This is a genomic window from Natronococcus sp. CG52, from assembly GCF_023913515.1.
In the GTDB taxonomy this organism is placed as follows: domain Archaea; phylum Halobacteriota; class Halobacteria; order Halobacteriales; family Natrialbaceae; genus Natronococcus; species Natronococcus zhouii.
The window spans coordinates 70,445-84,758 of the sequence record NZ_CP099391.1; the positions used below are offsets into that span (position 1 = coordinate 70,445).

The 14,314-nt window shown below is 64.8% G+C and carries 14 protein-coding genes; 4 read left to right on the forward strand and 10 right to left on the reverse strand.

The window, feature by feature from the left end; genetic code table 11:
- Positions 1-78 precede the first annotated feature (78 nt).
- Positions 79-2,502 (reverse strand): DEAD/DEAH box helicase, encoded by a 2,424-nt coding sequence (locus NED97_RS00365; RefSeq protein ID WP_252488764.1) that lies wholly within the window; start codon positions 2,500-2,502, stop codon positions 79-81.
- A 138-nt stretch (positions 2,503-2,640) separates the two neighbouring features.
- Between NED97_RS00365 and NED97_RS00370 the strand changes: the two genes are divergently transcribed.
- Complete coding sequence (locus NED97_RS00370) at positions 2,641-3,141, forward strand: TspO/MBR family protein (RefSeq protein ID WP_252488765.1); 501 nt, start codon at positions 2,641-2,643, stop codon at positions 3,139-3,141.
- A 458-nt stretch (positions 3,142-3,599) separates the two neighbouring features.
- Here NED97_RS00370 and NED97_RS00375 read toward each other — a convergent pair whose 3' ends face one another.
- Positions 3,600-4,526 carry a DUF6176 family protein gene (locus tag NED97_RS00375; protein ID WP_252488766.1) on the reverse strand — a complete coding sequence of 309 codons (927 nt, stop codon included), beginning with the start codon at positions 4,524-4,526 and terminating at the stop codon, positions 3,600-3,602.
- Positions 4,527-4,609: 83 nt separating this feature from the next.
- Here NED97_RS00375 and NED97_RS00380 point away from each other — a divergent pair, with 83 nt between their 5' ends.
- Positions 4,610-5,257, forward strand: a complete 648-nt coding sequence (locus tag NED97_RS00380; RefSeq protein ID WP_252488767.1) for a helix-turn-helix domain-containing protein — start codon at positions 4,610-4,612, stop codon at positions 5,255-5,257.
- Positions 5,258-5,285: 28 nt separating this feature from the next.
- Here the strand turns inward: NED97_RS00380 and NED97_RS00385 are convergent, their stop codons facing one another.
- The 5 genes from NED97_RS00385 to NED97_RS00405 all read right to left on the reverse strand — a co-directional run bounded on the left by NED97_RS00385 (position 5,286) and on the right by NED97_RS00405 (position 10,460).
- Positions 5,286-5,876 carry a diacylglycerol/polyprenol kinase family protein gene (locus NED97_RS00385; protein WP_252488768.1) on the reverse strand — a complete coding sequence of 197 codons (591 nt, stop codon included), beginning with the start codon at positions 5,874-5,876 and terminating at the stop codon, positions 5,286-5,288.
- A 98-nt stretch (positions 5,877-5,974) separates the two neighbouring features.
- Positions 5,975-6,307: a HalOD1 output domain-containing protein gene (locus tag NED97_RS00390; RefSeq protein WP_252488769.1), complete on the reverse strand. Its 333-nt coding sequence runs from the start codon at positions 6,305-6,307 to the stop codon at positions 5,975-5,977.
- 46 nt (positions 6,308-6,353) lie between these two features.
- Positions 6,354-7,481 carry a bacterio-opsin activator domain-containing protein gene (locus NED97_RS00395; protein WP_252488770.1) on the reverse strand — a complete coding sequence of 376 codons (1,128 nt, stop codon included), beginning with the start codon at positions 7,479-7,481 and terminating at the stop codon, positions 6,354-6,356.
- A gap of 353 nt (positions 7,482-7,834) precedes the next feature.
- Complete coding sequence (glyS, locus tag NED97_RS00400; RefSeq protein ID WP_252488771.1) at positions 7,835-9,616, reverse strand: glycine--tRNA ligase; 1,782 nt, start codon at positions 9,614-9,616, stop codon at positions 7,835-7,837.
- The gene (locus NED97_RS00405) at positions 9,609-10,460 is read right to left on the reverse strand and encodes a CBS domain-containing protein (protein WP_252488772.1); all 852 of its coding nucleotides are present in this window, start codon (positions 10,458-10,460) and stop codon (positions 9,609-9,611) included. The genes glyS and NED97_RS00405 overlap by 8 nt, the downstream gene beginning before the upstream one ends.
- 136 nt (positions 10,461-10,596) lie before the next feature.
- Here NED97_RS00405 and NED97_RS00410 point away from each other — a divergent pair, with 136 nt between their 5' ends.
- Complete coding sequence (locus tag NED97_RS00410; RefSeq protein WP_252488773.1) at positions 10,597-10,758, forward strand: DUF7556 family protein; 162 nt, start codon at positions 10,597-10,599, stop codon at positions 10,756-10,758.
- Positions 10,759-10,875: 117 nt separating this feature from the next.
- Entirely contained in the window at positions 10,876-11,394 is a 519-nt protein-coding gene (locus tag NED97_RS00415) for a hypothetical protein (protein ID WP_252488774.1), read from the forward strand.
- A gap of 70 nt (positions 11,395-11,464) precedes the next feature.
- Here NED97_RS00415 and NED97_RS00420 read toward each other — a convergent pair whose 3' ends face one another.
- From NED97_RS00420 to NED97_RS00430, 3 genes are all read right to left on the reverse strand, one after another.
- Positions 11,465-11,620, reverse strand: a complete 156-nt coding sequence (locus NED97_RS00420) for a hypothetical protein (RefSeq protein WP_252488775.1) — start codon at positions 11,618-11,620, stop codon at positions 11,465-11,467.
- 242 nt (positions 11,621-11,862) lie between these two features.
- The gene (locus tag NED97_RS00425; RefSeq protein WP_252490665.1) at positions 11,863-13,179 is read right to left on the reverse strand and encodes an ABC transporter ATP-binding protein; all 1,317 of its coding nucleotides are present in this window, start codon (positions 13,177-13,179) and stop codon (positions 11,863-11,865) included.
- A gap of 16 nt (positions 13,180-13,195) precedes the next feature.
- A complete protein-coding gene (locus tag NED97_RS00430; protein ID WP_252488776.1) occupies positions 13,196-14,314 on the reverse strand; it encodes an ABC transporter ATP-binding protein in 1,119 nt (372 codons plus the stop codon).

A 14,314-nucleotide genomic window follows, 5' to 3' on the forward strand; every position in this document is an offset into this window, starting at 1 on the left:
CTGGAGGGAACGGGTGGGTTATCTCTCACACAATCGACACCGAACTGATATATATTTTCCGCTCAGTCTCCGGCTCGCTTACTCGTCGTACTCGCTGCCGATGACCTCTCGGATCCGCTCGGCGGTCACTCGTCCGACCCCCTCCGCCTCCATCAACTCCTCTTCGGCCGCGATCATCACGGCCTCGACGGTGCCGAACTCACTGAGTAACGACCGCGCCGTGACGGGGCCGATCTCGGCGATCGAGGAGACGACGTACTCCTGCTGTTCGGCCAGCGTCTTCGCCTGCTTCTCGCCGTGGACCGAAACCTCCCGATCCGCGGTCTCCTGCTCGCGGCCGGCGATTACCGCGAGCAGGTCGGTCGTGTCGGCCTCGCTCTCGGTGCGGAGAACGCTCGCACCGAAGTCGACCGCGAGACTCGAGAGCGCGCCCCGGACGGCGTTCGGGTGGACGTCGCGCTGCTCGTACAGTCCCTCGCCCTCGACGATCACGATCGGACGCGCGTAGTGACGACCCATCGCACCGACCTGCTCGAAGACCGACCGTTCGCCGCCGACCAGCGAGTCGACGAAGTCGGCGACGGACTTTCGCTCGACGACGACCCGATCCGACAGGACGTAGTCGCCGACGTCGAGCGTCTCGAGGCGCACCTCGTACTCGTCGCGTCTCGAGAGTTCCCGCGCGATGTTGGCGTCCATCTCGCGCTGGTCGGCGACGACCTCGACGGTATCACCCTCGGCGTGGGGTTCGTGGGTTTCGACCACCTCGTCGCTGGTACTCGATTCCGAGTTCTCCTCTCCAAATTTTTGCAGTCCCGGCTGATCTGAAACCCCCTCGTTTCCGCTGGAACCCCCGCCTTCTGCTTGCGATTTCTCGTCTTTCCCGTCCACTTTCTCTCCGGTGTCGAACGCGGCCAGCGACTGCTGGGCGGCGTCGAGTTCGTCCTCGAGGTCGTCGGCTATCCCCTTCAATTCGCGCAGTTCCGACTCCATCTCCTTCTCGCGGCGCTGTGAGATCCAGAAGTAGGCCTCGTCGCGAGTGTCTTCGGCCATCAGGACGACGACCCGTCCCTCGGACTGACGCCCCGTTCGGCCCTTGCGCTGGATCGACCGAATCGCCGTCGGAACGGGTTCGTAGAAGAGCACGAGGTCGACCTCCGGCACGTCCAGTCCCTCCTCGGCGACCGACGTCGAGACCAGCACCTCGAACTCGCCGGCGCGGAAGGCGTCGAGCACCTCCTGCTGTTGGTTCTGGGTCATCCCGTCGGAGCCCTCCCGGTCCCCCTGTCCGACGAACCGTTTGGCGTCGAAGCTCTCGGAGAGGAAGTCGGTCAGGGCCTCGGCCGTGTCGCGCGATTCCGTGAAGATGATCACGCGCTCGCCGCCCTCGAGCCCCAGCGTCTCGGCGAGGAGCATCCGCGTCTTGCGGTACTTGGGGTGGAGTTCGTCGAAGTTCTCGGCCTTCCGCATCGCCTCGCGGACCCGCGGATCCGAGACCATTCGCTGGCTGGCCTTCGACGCACCCGACGAGCGGGCCTGGTTGCGCTGGCGATCGAAGTACCGCCGCAGGGCCTCGACGCTCTGGGTCTCGACCAGGGTGACCGCCTGCCGGAGTTTCATCACCTCCGCGTGGACGGACATTCCCTTGAACCCTTCCGACTGATCGTTGTTGATCAGCTCCTGGAGTTCCGCGCGCATCCGGTTCAGGTCCTTCTGGGACTGGTCGGGTTGGGTCGACGACGCGACGCCGAGTTCCTTGAGCTTCCCGAGGCGGTCTTTGATCACCTCGTTCAGCGCGTCGCGGATCTCGAGCACCTCGTCGGGGAGGTCGATCCGCTTCCACTCGACCTCGGTGTCGTGGGTGAACTCGGCGACGTCGGCGTCCTCCTCGGTCATCACCTCGACCTCCTGGAGACCGAGGTTCTCGCAGACCTCGAGGATGGCCTCCTCGTCGCCGCCCGGCGACGCCGACATTCCGGTGACGAGCGGCTCCCGGGCGTCGGCGTGGTAGCGCTCGGCGATGTAGTTGTACGCGTAGTCGCCGGTCGCGCGGTGGCACTCGTCGAAGGTGCAGTGGGTAACGTCGGCGAGCGAAATCCGACTGCCGACGAGATCGTTCTCGATCACCTGGGGGGTGGCCATCACGATCGTCGCCTCCTTCCATAGTTCGGCGCGGTCGTCCGGGCTGACGTCGCCGGTGAAGACGACGATCTCGTCGTCGGGAACCTTGAGCGCTTCCCGGTAGAACTCCGCGTGTTGCTGGACGAGGGGCTTCGTCGGGGCCAGCATGAGCGACGTCCCGCCGACCTCCTCGAGTCGCCGCGCGGTGACGAGCAGACTCACCGTCGTCTTGCCCAGCCCCGTCGGGAGACAGACGAGCGTGTGGTGGTTCGCGGCCGTCCCGGCGAGTTTCAGCTGGTAGAGCCTGCGCTCGAGGAAGTTCGGCTCGAGCAGGGGGTGATCGATAGTCGGCTGGCCGCCGTCCTCGTCCGTCGCTGCCATTGTCGGGCGTTCACCCTCGCTGCGAATAAGGGTTCTCGTACCGCGGTGAAAGTGGTACGGTCCGTCTGAACGACCGGGAGAGTAGAGAGTTCGGCTCGCTGGCCGCTGATATAAACGCCCACGCCTCCTGCGAACGGTATGGAAACCCGGACTTCGACTCGACGACTCCCCGACGGCGAGTCGATACTCGCCGCGATCGGGTTCGTCGTCCTCGTCAACGTCGTCGGCAGCGTCCCCGGCGTTCTCTCCTCGCCCGACACGGCCTGGTTCGGGAGTCTCGAGAAGCCGTGGTTCTACCCGCCCGATATCGCGTTTCCCATCGCCTGGACCCTGCTGTTCACGCTGATAGGGATCGCGCTCTGGCTGGTCTGGCGAAGCGACGCCGACGGTCGGCGACTCGCACTGGGGCTGTTCGTCGCACAGATGGCGTTCAACGTCGCCTGGACGCCGGCTTTCTTTACGCTCGAGGCGCCCCTGGTCGCGCTCGGAATCATTCTCGCACTCTGGGTGCTCGTCACGGCTACCGTCGCCGCGTTCCGGCGCGTCGACCGTCGTGCCGCGGCGTTGCTCCTCCCCTATCTCGCCTGGGTAACGTTCGCGACGGTGCTCAACTTCGAACTCTGGCGGCTGAACGCCTGATACGGGCCGTTCAAGAGCTTCGGCAATCGAGTACGCTCAACCGACCGTCCCTCGTGGCGCGCGCTGCGTCGCGGCGAGCGATAGCGAGGCGCGAGTGAAACGAGCGCCTCGAAAAGCGAATAGTGCGAGACCAGAGGTCTCGCATAGCATGCGAACGGACGCGTAGCGTCCGTGAGCAGACGGTGACCGTAGGGAACCGTGAGCCGAGCGAACCGCGGCACGAACTCGTGCGTGGGATGAGCGAGGGAGCGACGCGACCGAGCGTTAGCGCGGAACCGGCGGTTCCGCGAACCATGCGAACGGGTGCCGCGCACCCGTGAGCAGAAATCGGTTGGGGAGGGTGTGGTGACTCAGCGTGTTTCGCACGAGCAGGACGCTTTTTCTGGAAACCCACGGTGAAAGGCCCGGCTAGCTGGTTACCGCGACTCATTGCAGGCCATCGAATTTCGATCCGCGCCTCAACACTCGTCGGGTCGACGCGGCCGATCCGGATCGACCGCGTGTGCGAGTATTTCGACGTCGGTCTCGAGCGGATACTCGAGGATCTGTGCCGGGTCTTCGAGCACGCGTCCGAGCACGATCTCCGACCCTCTTGCGACCGGATTCCAGGTATCGTAGTAGGCGTCGTACACCCGTTCCATTTCTTCGGTCTCCATGTACCCGCAAAGCACGTAGCCGTCGGATCGGCGCTCGAGGAATATCGACTCGGTGTGCATGTTCTCGGCGTCGAGCATCTCCGCACTCCAGCGCTCGATCGGGCCGAGGTCGAGTTCGCCGCTCTCGACGCGACGCGAAATCCCGGCGAACCAGTCCGCGAATCGCTCCGGGAGTCCCGGCTCGAGCCCCATCTGCACCAGCTCGACGTCGACGCCGGTGTCCGGGCCGGCGACGACCGGCCCGTCCCGTTCGCCCGTCGCGGTGCGCGGCCGGACCGGGTTGACGGCGTGGACGAGCAGTTCGTGGTCGACCGCGTCCCCCTCGTCGGCGATCGCCTCGTGCTCGAGGGGAAAGGCCGCCTCGACCCGTGACTCCGGTTCGTCCCAGTCGACCATCGCGGACCGCGGGAGCTCGACGTACCAGATCACTTCTGAGTTCTCCCCGCCGGTGTCGAGAAACAGCGACGCCGTGGTCGCGCCCTCAAGGCCGAGCAACTGGTCGGGATCATCGTCGCCGCGCGTCTGCGAGACCGCTTCTCGAACCGACTCGAGTCGGCCCTCGTCGATGCGTCGGCGGACGAGAAACGCGCTCGCGTGGCGTTCGGTGATCACTCCAGGCTCGGTCGTGGCCGACGCGGAACGCCTCCGGTACCGCGCGTAGCCGATCCCAGCGGCGACGGTGATTGCTCCGAGAACGACGCTCCGGCGAACCCACGGACGGACGTTCATAGCAGATAGTTGGTGGCGATGGCGTTCGCAGTGTTCCCGAAACCTATCGCCATTTTAAGTGTCAAGCGCCTGTACGACCGGTCGTGAAGTCGGTCCGAATCGAACTGCAGTACGCGCCGGAGGCGCTCTCCCCGATCCACGAGGGGATCTGTTCGTCTCCCGATCTCGAGCGAGAACTGATCCTCGGCGGACAGGCGGTCGAGGGCGTCGAGACGATCACGTCGTTCGTCTTCGGCGATCCCAAGGCGTACGAGCCGCTGGTAGCCGACCGGGACCTGGTTCGCGAGTACGAGATTACGCCCGTCGAGGACGGCTTCTTTCTCTACCTTCGCCAGGAGCTCGGTCCGGAGGGACTCTCCTTACTGAACGCGCTCGCACAGGATACCGTCGTGGTCGTCCCGCCGATCGAGGTTCGATCCGACCGGACGATGCGACTGACGCTCGTCGGCCACCCGGACGATCTCAGAGCGATTCTCGAGACGGTTCCGGACGGGGTCTCTATGAGCGTGCTGTGGGCCCACGACGAGTTGACGGTGGCCGATCAGTCCGTTTCGGACCGCCAGCGCGAGGCGCTGCGGGCTGCTCGGAACGTCGGCTACTACGAGGTTCCGCGCCGGAACGGCATCGAAACCGTCGCCGCCGAACTCGAGTGTGCCGTCTCGACGGCCTCGGAACTGCTTCGCCGGGGCGAGGCTCGAGCGGTAGAACACGTACTCGACGGCGGGCCGTGAACGACAGCCGGCGGACGTCCCCGAACCGCTACGCCGGCAGGAAAACAAGCGCCAGATACGCCAGCACGCCCGCGTAGATCGGAATCGTCAGGTTGTCGTCGACGATGAAGTCGCCGACCCGTAGCTTGACGCCGTCGGCGATCGTCGCACCCACCGCCGCCCCGAGCACGGCGAGGGGATACTCGTAGAGGAATGGGGCGGCGAGGAGGACGCTCACGACGAACATCGTGACGAGCACTTTCGCTCCCTTGACCCGCTTCAGGCTGTTGTCCGACACCGCGCCGCTGATCGGATCGCCGACTGCGAGCATCAGCATCGACGGCAGGGCGATCTCGGCCGGAAACAGGAGGACGACGGCAGTCATGCTGACCATGTAGTAGCCGTAGCCGGCGAACTGGTTCCGCTCGTACTCGCGGGTCAGTTTCTCGTAGATCCACCACTCGAGACCGACGCGCAGTCGCAGGAACTCGAGGCCGATGACGCCGAGAGCGAGCACCACCATCAGGAGCTGAAACCGCTCCCAGGTGAGACCGAGATCGAGAGAGTCCGCGAGGAGATACAGCGCGACCAGCCCCGCCCCGCTGGCGTGGACGAGACGGCGCTTTAGTTCGTCAGCCATCACCGCAACCCTCGAACGACGATACCTTCAGTCCGTCGGTTACGTTCGCGACGCGACCGACCGCACCAGACGCAGTCGCGCGAGGCTCGTTCCGTGGCTCACTCGTCTGGCTGCTCGACGACCACAGTCCCGCGGCTCGAAACGGTTACTCGACAGCCCTCGTACGAAAAGCCCACTTCGACCGGCGTTTTCCGGGTCGACGCCACGAGCCCGGTGAGTGATTCGGGATCGATGGCCGCGAACAGCGGTTCCATGGCCGCGGGTTCGCGGTTCGTGACGGCTGCCACGGTTTCGACGATCGTCACGACGACCGTGTTGTACTCCGTGTCGAAACGAGCGTGTGACGCTTCCGTCGCCGGGTCGTGTCCCACGCCGTCCTCATCGAACGGACCGACGGGCGTGGAATCCGGTGTGGTCGTATTATCGTTCATTACCCTCCCTATAGCAGACGTCGTGGTAAGAGGGCACGCTGACCAGTCAGCGTGCGTCCGCGCCGGACTTCTCGAAGAGGTGGCGAAAGACCGTCTGCTGAGCCTTGCGAAGGTGCTGGTTGAAGGTCTGTCGCGTCACGCCGAACCGGTCCGCCAACTCGTCGCCGGTGCTGGTCCGCGGCGTGTCGAAGTAGCCGCCGAAGTAGGCGGAATTGAGCACGGCGAGTTGCCGATCGGTGAGCGCGTCTGCGACGATATCGTACAGCAGATGCGGCGAGTAGACGAGTTCCTCGGACACCAGTTCGACGCTGGGGTGGAACCGCCGAATCCCGTCCGCGGCCAGCCGGGGATCCACGTCGCCCGGAATCTCTCCGCGGAACCTGACCTCGTCGGAAGCGATGGCGATGTCGCGGGCGCGGCCGCCGAGGGAGAAAAACACCTGGGATACCGTCTCGGATTCCGCGTGGGCTTCGATGCGATTGTGACCGTCGATCGAACTGAGCAACCGTGCGTCGGTGAAGTGCGGGACCTCTTCAACGGCGTTGACGAAGTCACTCGCCGAGAGATCCGGCGTTCCCATGTACTGTACGGCCGTCCCGTCGGGGAGCAAGACGACGGAGTCGATGCCGATCCGCGTTTCGTAACCCTCAGTGCGAAGGGAGGGTGGGACTGCCGACTGCTTCGCGCGGAACTCGAGGTGCCGGACGTGGTCGCTGGTCAACTGTTCCTCGCGTCGCTTCAACGCGGTCACGTCCTCGAACGAGACGACGACGTACTCGACGGCTCCGTCCTCGTCCAGAACGGGGGCCGAATTGCTCGAGAACCATCGCTCGGAACCGTTCGGAAGCTCGATCCAGTGTTCGAAGCCGAGCACCGGTTCGCCACTCTCGAAGACGCGTGTGACCGGGTTTTCGGATACCGGAACGGGCGCTCCATCGTCGTAGTAGATGTTCCAGTCGGAGTGATCGTACGCTCGGTCGGCGAGTTCCTCGTTCGTGAGACCGAGCACCTCTACTGCACGTCTGTTTGCAAAGGCGAAGGCGCCCGTCGAATCGACCACGACGGTGCTAACCGGATTCACGTCGAACACTCGCTGGACGAGGTCCTCCAGGGGCCTGCGCCCCGGCTCGTCCGTCCGGCGGTCGGCCGATTCGTCGTCGCGAAGTTCGCTCATCGACGAATCCGTCACGGCTTCATCGTCCGTCGGAGGTGTCGACGGTCTCCTTCGAAACGGCTACGTCCGTCGCTTCCCCGTTCGCTACTGCGATAGCCAGGTCCCGTTCGTCGCCCGTGGACCCAACTGACGCTGCGTCCGAACGACGCCCCGCCGAATCGATGTCGGTCCATACCCTCGGTATGGATCCACCGGATAAATGTGTTCCACTGGTCTCAAATTTGAACGGACCACGGTACGACAGCGCGTCCCCGACGAGTTGCCGCGCCGTTCGCGCTCGATGGCGGGGTGGCGCGGCTCTCACCGGAAGCCGCGGGGCTCACGGTCCGGCCGAAACGACGTCGAGTTCGCGTCTACAGTTCCTCGAACTCGAGTTCGCCGGCGCGAAGCGCCGCCAGCGTCTCCGGCAGGTCGTCGATCGGCAACCGCTTCTGGCCGGTCGAGTCGCGCTCTCGGACCGTAACTGACCGCTCGTCGGCCTCCACGGTCTCGTAGTCGACCGTCACGCAGAACGGCGTGCCGACCTCGTCCTGGCGACGGTAGCGTCGGCCGATGTTGCCCGAGTCGTCGTACGTCACGGCGAGCCCTTCGGCGCGAAGCGCCGCGGCGATGTCGCGGGCCTCGGCCTCGAGCTCGTCGTCGCTCTGCAGCGGGAAGACGCCGACGAAGGTGGGTGCGACCTCCGGATCGAGGTCGAGGTAGGTTCGTTCCTCGCCGTCGACCTCGTCCTCGCTGTAGGCGTGGTGCAGGACGGTGTAGACTAATCGGTCCACCCCGAAGGAGGGTTCGACGACGTGCGGCGTGATGTGTTCGCCCGCCTCGGTCTGCTCCTCGACCGCGAAACCGGCCTTCTCGACGGGTAGCCCGTGGCTCTCGCCCTCGAGGACGATCTCGACCGACTCACCCTCGAACGCCGACCGATCGCGGCTCGCCAGCTCCTCGAGCTTCCGTACGACGGCCTGTGCGTCGCCGCCGAACTCCGGACCCAGGTAGCTCATGTCGGGATCGACCGTCGCGCGTTCGACCGTCTGTGGCTCGTCGTACTGCTTGAAGACGGTGAATCGGTCGTCGGAGTGCTCCTGGTGTTTCGAGAGGTCGTAGTCGCTCCGGTAGGCGAAGCCGGCCATCTCGATCCAGTTGCCGTCGATCTCGCTCTCGGCGTCCCAGCAGTCCGCGGCGTAGTGGGCCCGTTCGCCGGAGAGGTGCTGACGGAACCGGAACCGTTCCATGTCGACGCCGACTGCGTCGTACCACGGCTTGGCGACGCCGAGGAAGTACGCGACCCACGGACTGCCGATGACTCCCTCGTCGACGGCGTCACCGATCGTCATCCGGATCTCCTCGCCGTCCTCTTTGTTCTGCTCGCTCGCAGAGTAGAGCGTCACCTCGACGTCTTCGACGCGCTCGAGCGGCGGTTCGTCCGCCTCGGGGTCGATAAAGTACTCGAGTTCGGCCTGCGTGAACTCGCGGGTCCGAATAATGGAGCGGCGCGGGCTGATCTCGTTGCGGTAGGCCCGGCCGATCTGGGTGACGCCGAAGGGAAGCTGATTGCGCGCGTACTCCTTGAGGCGGGGGAACTCGACGAAGATGCCCTGGGCCGTCTCCGGGCGCAGGTAGCCGGGATCCGAGTCGCCGGGACCGATGTTCGTCGCGAACATGAGGTTGAACGCCTCGACGGCCTGACCCGCGAGTCCGGCACCGCAGGAGGGACAGACGAGTTCGTACTCCGCGATGACGTCCTCGACCTCCGGGATCGGAAGGCTCTCGGCGTCCTCGTACTCGGTCTCGTCCTCGACGACGTGGTCCGCGCGGTGGCTCTCGCCGCAGTCCGGACACTCGACGAGCATGTCGTCGAAGCCGTCGAGGTGGCCCGACGCCTCGAAGACGGGTTCGGGCATGATCGTCGGCGCGTCGATCTCCATGTTCCCCTCCGCGACGGCGAAGCGGTCGCGCCAGGCGTCCTCGACGTTGCCCTTCAGCGCGGCGCCCTGCGGACCGAAGGTGTAGAAGCCGCCGACGCCGCCGTAGGCGCCGGAGGACTGGAAGAAGTAGCCCCGCCGCTTGGCCAGTTCGACCAGTTTCTCGCTCGTCGATTCGTCCGTCTCGTCGACGTTCGTCTGCTGTTGTTCACTCATAGAGTGCCTCCAGAAGATCGACGTCGCGGGCGATGCCGACGAGTTGCTCGCCTGAGACCATCGGGATCTGTTCGATGTCGTTGCTGATCATCAGCTGTGCGGTTTTCTGGACCGATCGCTCGGCCGAAACCGTCACCACGTCGTCGCTCATGAACTCGCGAACCGGGCCGTTCGGGATCTCGATGTCCCGCGTCGGCAGGTAGCGGCTCCCGACGCCCTTGACGCCCTCCCACGACCACTCGGAGTCCTGGTCGGGGAAGTTGTCGCCGGTCTCCTCCTCGCCCTCGACGATGCGGGCGACCTCGATGATGTCGACCTCGGTAAGCACGCCGCTCATTCGGCCGTCGTCGTCCAGTGCAACCGTGTAGGGGACGTTCGCGTAGTAGAGTTCGCGCTCCGCGACGGGCAGGGGCGCGCCCTCGTAGGTCGTATTCACGTCCTCGCTCGCGTGCGAGCCGACGGCGGCGTCGGTCTCCTGGTCTCCCGCCGCGATCGCGTGGATCACGTCGGTCACGGTGACGATCCCTTCGAACTCTCCATCGACGACCGGTACACGACGTGCGCTTTCGTCGACCATCAGCCGCGCGACCTCCTCGAGCGTGGTCTCGGCCGTCGTCGTCGGGACCTCCTCCATCAGCATGACGAGCTGGTCCTCGTCCGGCTGCTCGATCAGCGCGTCCCGGGAAACCAGTCCTCTGTACTCGAGCCCGTCGTCCGTCTCCGTGACGACCGGGACGGACGAGAACGACTGTTCCTGCAGGTACTCGAGGACGTCCTCGCGAGTACCCGGAAGTTCGACGGTTACCACGTTCTCCCGCGGCGTCATCGCGTCGACTACGTTCATATTCCCACGGTACGGCCAAAATAAGTATAAACCCAGTGTTTCACGCGCTTCCCCGTCTGTTCCGTTTTCCGAGCAGTCGCGAAACCGGATGTTCCGATTCGACGCGTTTATATGTGGGTGGTATTGACATACGTACATGGTGTTAGACACTCACACTGTCTCCTCCGAGGATACGGTCGTCGGCTCGATCGACGCGACCGAGTCGAGCGACGAGTTCATCATCGCGGACATCGCCGTCGACGACGCGTGGCTCTCGATGCGGGCCGACGACGCGCCGACGCTTCCGGCGATGCGGTGAGTCCCGCCTCCTGGAGACGTTCGCTGCGAGTGCGCCCCAGCGGAACGAATTCGCGCGAGTGATCGGTTCCCCGCGCATCGTACACTATTTGATTCTCAGGCGCCTGAGTCGCGATAGATGGTTGGTCCGCGCCCTCGAGACGACCCTGGACGGGACGCGAGTAACGGACGCCGAAGCGAAACGGATACGTCCCGGTATACGACCGCGACCTTCCTTTCGGCGCTCATTCCGGCGGCGGTCGCCCGGCGGGTCGTCCGGGTTTCTATCGAGACCGACCGGGACGTCTACGACCGCGACGACCCCGTCGAGATCACCGTCGACTTCAAGAACCCGCTGCCGGTTCCCGTCAACGTTCCGACGCCCGAACAGCGCCGCTGGGGGTGGACGATCGACGGCCGACTCGAGGCCAGCGACGAACGACGGTACACCCGTGACCGCCCGTCCTCGTTCGACTTCGGCGGCGGCGAACGAAAACGAACGTCGTTCACCTGGAACGGTCGGTTCGAACGCGTCCGCGACGGGGCGCACCGCGAGTCCGTGCTTCCTGACCCCGGCGAGTACGAGATTCGCGTCTTCGTCGCGACACACGAGGGTGCCTTCGAGCCTAGCGACTCCACGACGATTACGATTCGGTAGCGGACGAACTGCGGTCAGCGGAAAACGAGAACTGCTCTCCGTCCGGTCACGCCGAAATCGCCTTACCGAGTTATCCCGTGAGGAACCCGCCCGCGGGAATCTGCGTATCCGGACGCCCGTCCTCGCCCCCCTGTACGCCCGAGAACCGCGGGGAGTGATCGATCGTGCGCCGTACCTTCGCGGTGATGCCGATCGCCGTCGTCAGAACTGACATAATCTTACTCATGTACGAGTTAATAATGGCGTCAGTGGTTTAAGGCTTTTTGCGGTTATTGACCGTGTTGTATAATCGCTATCAACGATATTAGTGAACCACTCACAACGTGATAGAATATCAGTAAACGGGATAGTGCCGTCCGAGTGACGTTCGACGTCCCGTGAATCGGTGCTCGACATCGATCCCGCCCGACGGTCGATCGTTGACGCCCCAGAAACCGCGAAAATCAGCGATTCGTCCGTTTCGACTCGCTATCGGTGGAGGTGACAGGCCGCGAAGTGGGTGTCGGTCCCGTACTCCGGTTCGATCTCGTAGGCGGGCTGTTCCGTCGCACAGATGCTCCGCCGGGCGAACGACTCGAGCAAGCGTTCGCGCGCCTCGTCCCAGTCCTCCTGGTACTGTTCGTCCTCGTCGCGCCGCTGCTTGCGACCGGTGGCGATGAGGCCGATTGCCTCCTCGACGATCGCTCCCGCCTCGCCCTCGGGAACCGTGCCGCCGAAGAACTCGAGGCGGAGTTCCTCGGCCGTCATCGGTTCGAACGTTCGTCGCTTGACCGCGCGCATGAACGCCCGGGTCTGGTCCCACTTCTCCTCGGTCAACTCGTACTCGTCGGGCGCGATCAGACGCGGACACCGGGTGCGGAACCGACAGCCCGAGGGCGGGTTGACCGGGCTCGGAACCTCTCCCTCGAGGACGCCGCGTGCGTCACTCTTTCGCGGATCGGGAACGGGAATCGACTCGAGCAGCGCCTTCGTGTAGGGGTGCTGTGGGTTCTCGAAGAGCTCTTCCTTGTCGGCGAGTTCGACGATGTTCCCGAGGTACATCACCGCGACGCGGTCGGAGATGTGCCGGATCACCGAGAGGTCGTGGGCGATGAAGAGGTAGGTGAGTCCGAACTCGTCCTGTAACTTCTCCATCGTGTTTAGCACCTGCGCCTGGATGGAGACGTCCAGTGCGGAGACGGGTTCGTCACAGACGATGAAGTCCGGATTGACCGATAGCGCACGCGCGAGGTTGACCCGCTGGCGCTGCCCGCCGGAGAAGGCGTGGGGATGTCGGTTGTAGTGGTGGGGGTCCAGTCCGACCTTCTCGAGCAGTTCTTTCGCCCGCGACTCTCGACCCTCGTCGTCTAACATGCTGTGGGCGCGCATCGGCTCCTCGATGATCTGGCCGACCTTCATCCGCGGGTCGAGCGACGCCTGCGGATCCTGGAAGATCATCTGGATCTCGGAGCGCTTCCGGCGAAGTTCCTCGCCGCTCAGCGTCGCGAGGTCGTCGCCTTTGAAGTTGATGGTCCCCTCGGTGGGCTCGAGGAGCCGGAGGATCGTCCGTCCGAGCGTACTCTTTCCACAGCCGGACTCGCCGACGAGTCCGAGGGTCTCGCCGCGCCGGATGTCGAAGCTCACGTCGTCGACCGCCTTGACGCGCTGTTGTCCGACGCTGATCGGCGGGAACTGGCTGGAATCGAACGAGACGCCGCTCAGCAGACCCGAGTCCTGGGTGAAGTACTTCTTCAGCCCGTCGACCTCGACCAACGACTCGCCGTAGGCGATGTCCTCGCCGCTCATCTCGGAGCCGAGCGGACTACTCACTCTCCTCACCTCCGCTCGGCGTGCCCGCGGTCATCTGCGGCTCCTTCTCGAGCGGAACGCTCTCGTCGTAGCCGACGTCGAAGACGTCGTGCTTGACGCAGGCCGCGTTGTGGGGGTGGTCGTCCGCTCGATCGACCTCCCTGTTCTCGGGATGGACTCGCTGACAGACCTCCCTGGCGTCCGGACAGCGCGGGTGGAACCGACAGCCGGAGGGCGGCGAGATCGCCTCGGGCATCACGCCCTCGATCGGCTCGAGTTCGCCGACGGTCTTGTCCGGACGCGGCATCGAGTTCAGCAGCGCCTCCGTGTAGGGGTGCTTGGTGTCGTGGAACAGTTCGTCCACCGGCGCCTGCTCGATGATCTCCCCGAGGTACATCACGTTCACCCGGTCAGCGATCTCCGCGACGACGCCCATATCGTGGGTAACCCAGATGAAGCTCGTGTTGTACTTTTCCTGGAGATCGTCGACGAGGTCGATGATCTGGCCCTCGACGGTGACGTCGAGCGCCGTCGTCGGCTCGTCGGCGATGATGAGGTTCGGTTCGCAGGCCAGCGCCATCGCGATGAGCACTCGCTGGCGCATCCCGCCCGAGAACTGGTGGGGATACTCCTCGTAGCGCTCCTCGGGGTCGGGAATGCCGACCTCCCGGAGCATAGTGATCGCCTCCGTCCGGGCGTCCTTCCCCGAGAGGTCGCGGTTGAGTTCGATGAACTCCCGGAGCTGTCCCCCGACGGTAAACACCGGGTTGAGCGTCTCCATCGGGTCCTGAAAGATGACGGCGATCTCGTTGCCCCGAATGCGGGTTCGAATCTCCTCGTCCGAGAGCGTGTCGTCGCGCTTCCGGAGCTCGCCGTCGGGACCTTCCTCGAGACCGAAGATGGTCTCGCCCTTGTAGGTGATTTCGCCGCCGACGATCTCGCCGGGACTCTCGACGAGCCGGAGCAGACTCATCGAGGCGACGCTCTTGCCGGCACCGCTCTCTCCGACGAGTCCGACGATCTCGCCCTCGTGAACGTCGAAGGAGATCCCGTCGACTGCGCGTACTGTACCGGCGTCCGTAAAGAACTGCGTCTTAAGGTTCTCGACGCGGAGTAGTGGTTCAGAACTCAT

What these genes read in the sequence shown, in the direction of transcription:
- NED97_RS00395 (WP_252488770.1), bottom strand. Translation starts at nt 7,481, where the DNA reads ATGAGCGAACTTCGCGACGACGAATCGGCCGACCGCCGGACGGACGAG.
- NED97_RS00430 (WP_252488776.1), bottom strand. Translation starts at nt 14,314, where the DNA reads ATGAGTTCTGAACCACTACTCCGCGTCGAGAACCTTAAGACGCAGTTC.
- NED97_RS00415 (WP_252488774.1), top strand. Translation starts at nt 10,876, where the DNA reads ATGGTTGGTCCGCGCCCTCGAGACGACCCTGGACGGGACGCGAGTAAC.
- NED97_RS00385 (WP_252488768.1), bottom strand. Translation starts at nt 5,876, where the DNA reads ATGGCTGACGAACTAAAGCGCCGTCTCGTCCACGCCAGCGGGGCGGGG.
- NED97_RS00405 (WP_252488772.1), bottom strand. Translation starts at nt 10,460, where the DNA reads ATGAACGTAGTCGACGCGATGACGCCGCGGGAGAACGTGGTAACCGTC.
- NED97_RS00390 (WP_252488769.1), bottom strand. Translation starts at nt 6,307, where the DNA reads ATGAACGATAATACGACCACACCGGATTCCACGCCCGTCGGTCCGTTC.
- NED97_RS00365 (WP_252488764.1), bottom strand. Translation starts at nt 2,502, where the DNA reads ATGGCAGCGACGGACGAGGACGGCGGCCAGCCGACTATCGATCACCCC.
- NED97_RS00420 (WP_252488775.1), bottom strand. Translation starts at nt 11,620, where the DNA reads ATGAGTAAGATTATGTCAGTTCTGACGACGGCGATCGGCATCACCGCG.
- NED97_RS00425 (WP_252490665.1), bottom strand. Translation starts at nt 13,179, where the DNA reads ATGAGCGGCGAGGACATCGCCTACGGCGAGTCGTTGGTCGAGGTCGAC.
- glyS (WP_252488771.1), bottom strand. Translation starts at nt 9,616, where the DNA reads ATGAGTGAACAACAGCAGACGAACGTCGACGAGACGGACGAATCGACG.
- NED97_RS00375 (WP_252488766.1), bottom strand. Translation starts at nt 4,526, where the DNA reads ATGAACGTCCGTCCGTGGGTTCGCCGGAGCGTCGTTCTCGGAGCAATC.
- NED97_RS00370 (WP_252488765.1), top strand. Translation starts at nt 2,641, where the DNA reads ATGGAAACCCGGACTTCGACTCGACGACTCCCCGACGGCGAGTCGATA.
- NED97_RS00410 (WP_252488773.1), top strand. Translation starts at nt 10,597, where the DNA reads ATGGTGTTAGACACTCACACTGTCTCCTCCGAGGATACGGTCGTCGGC.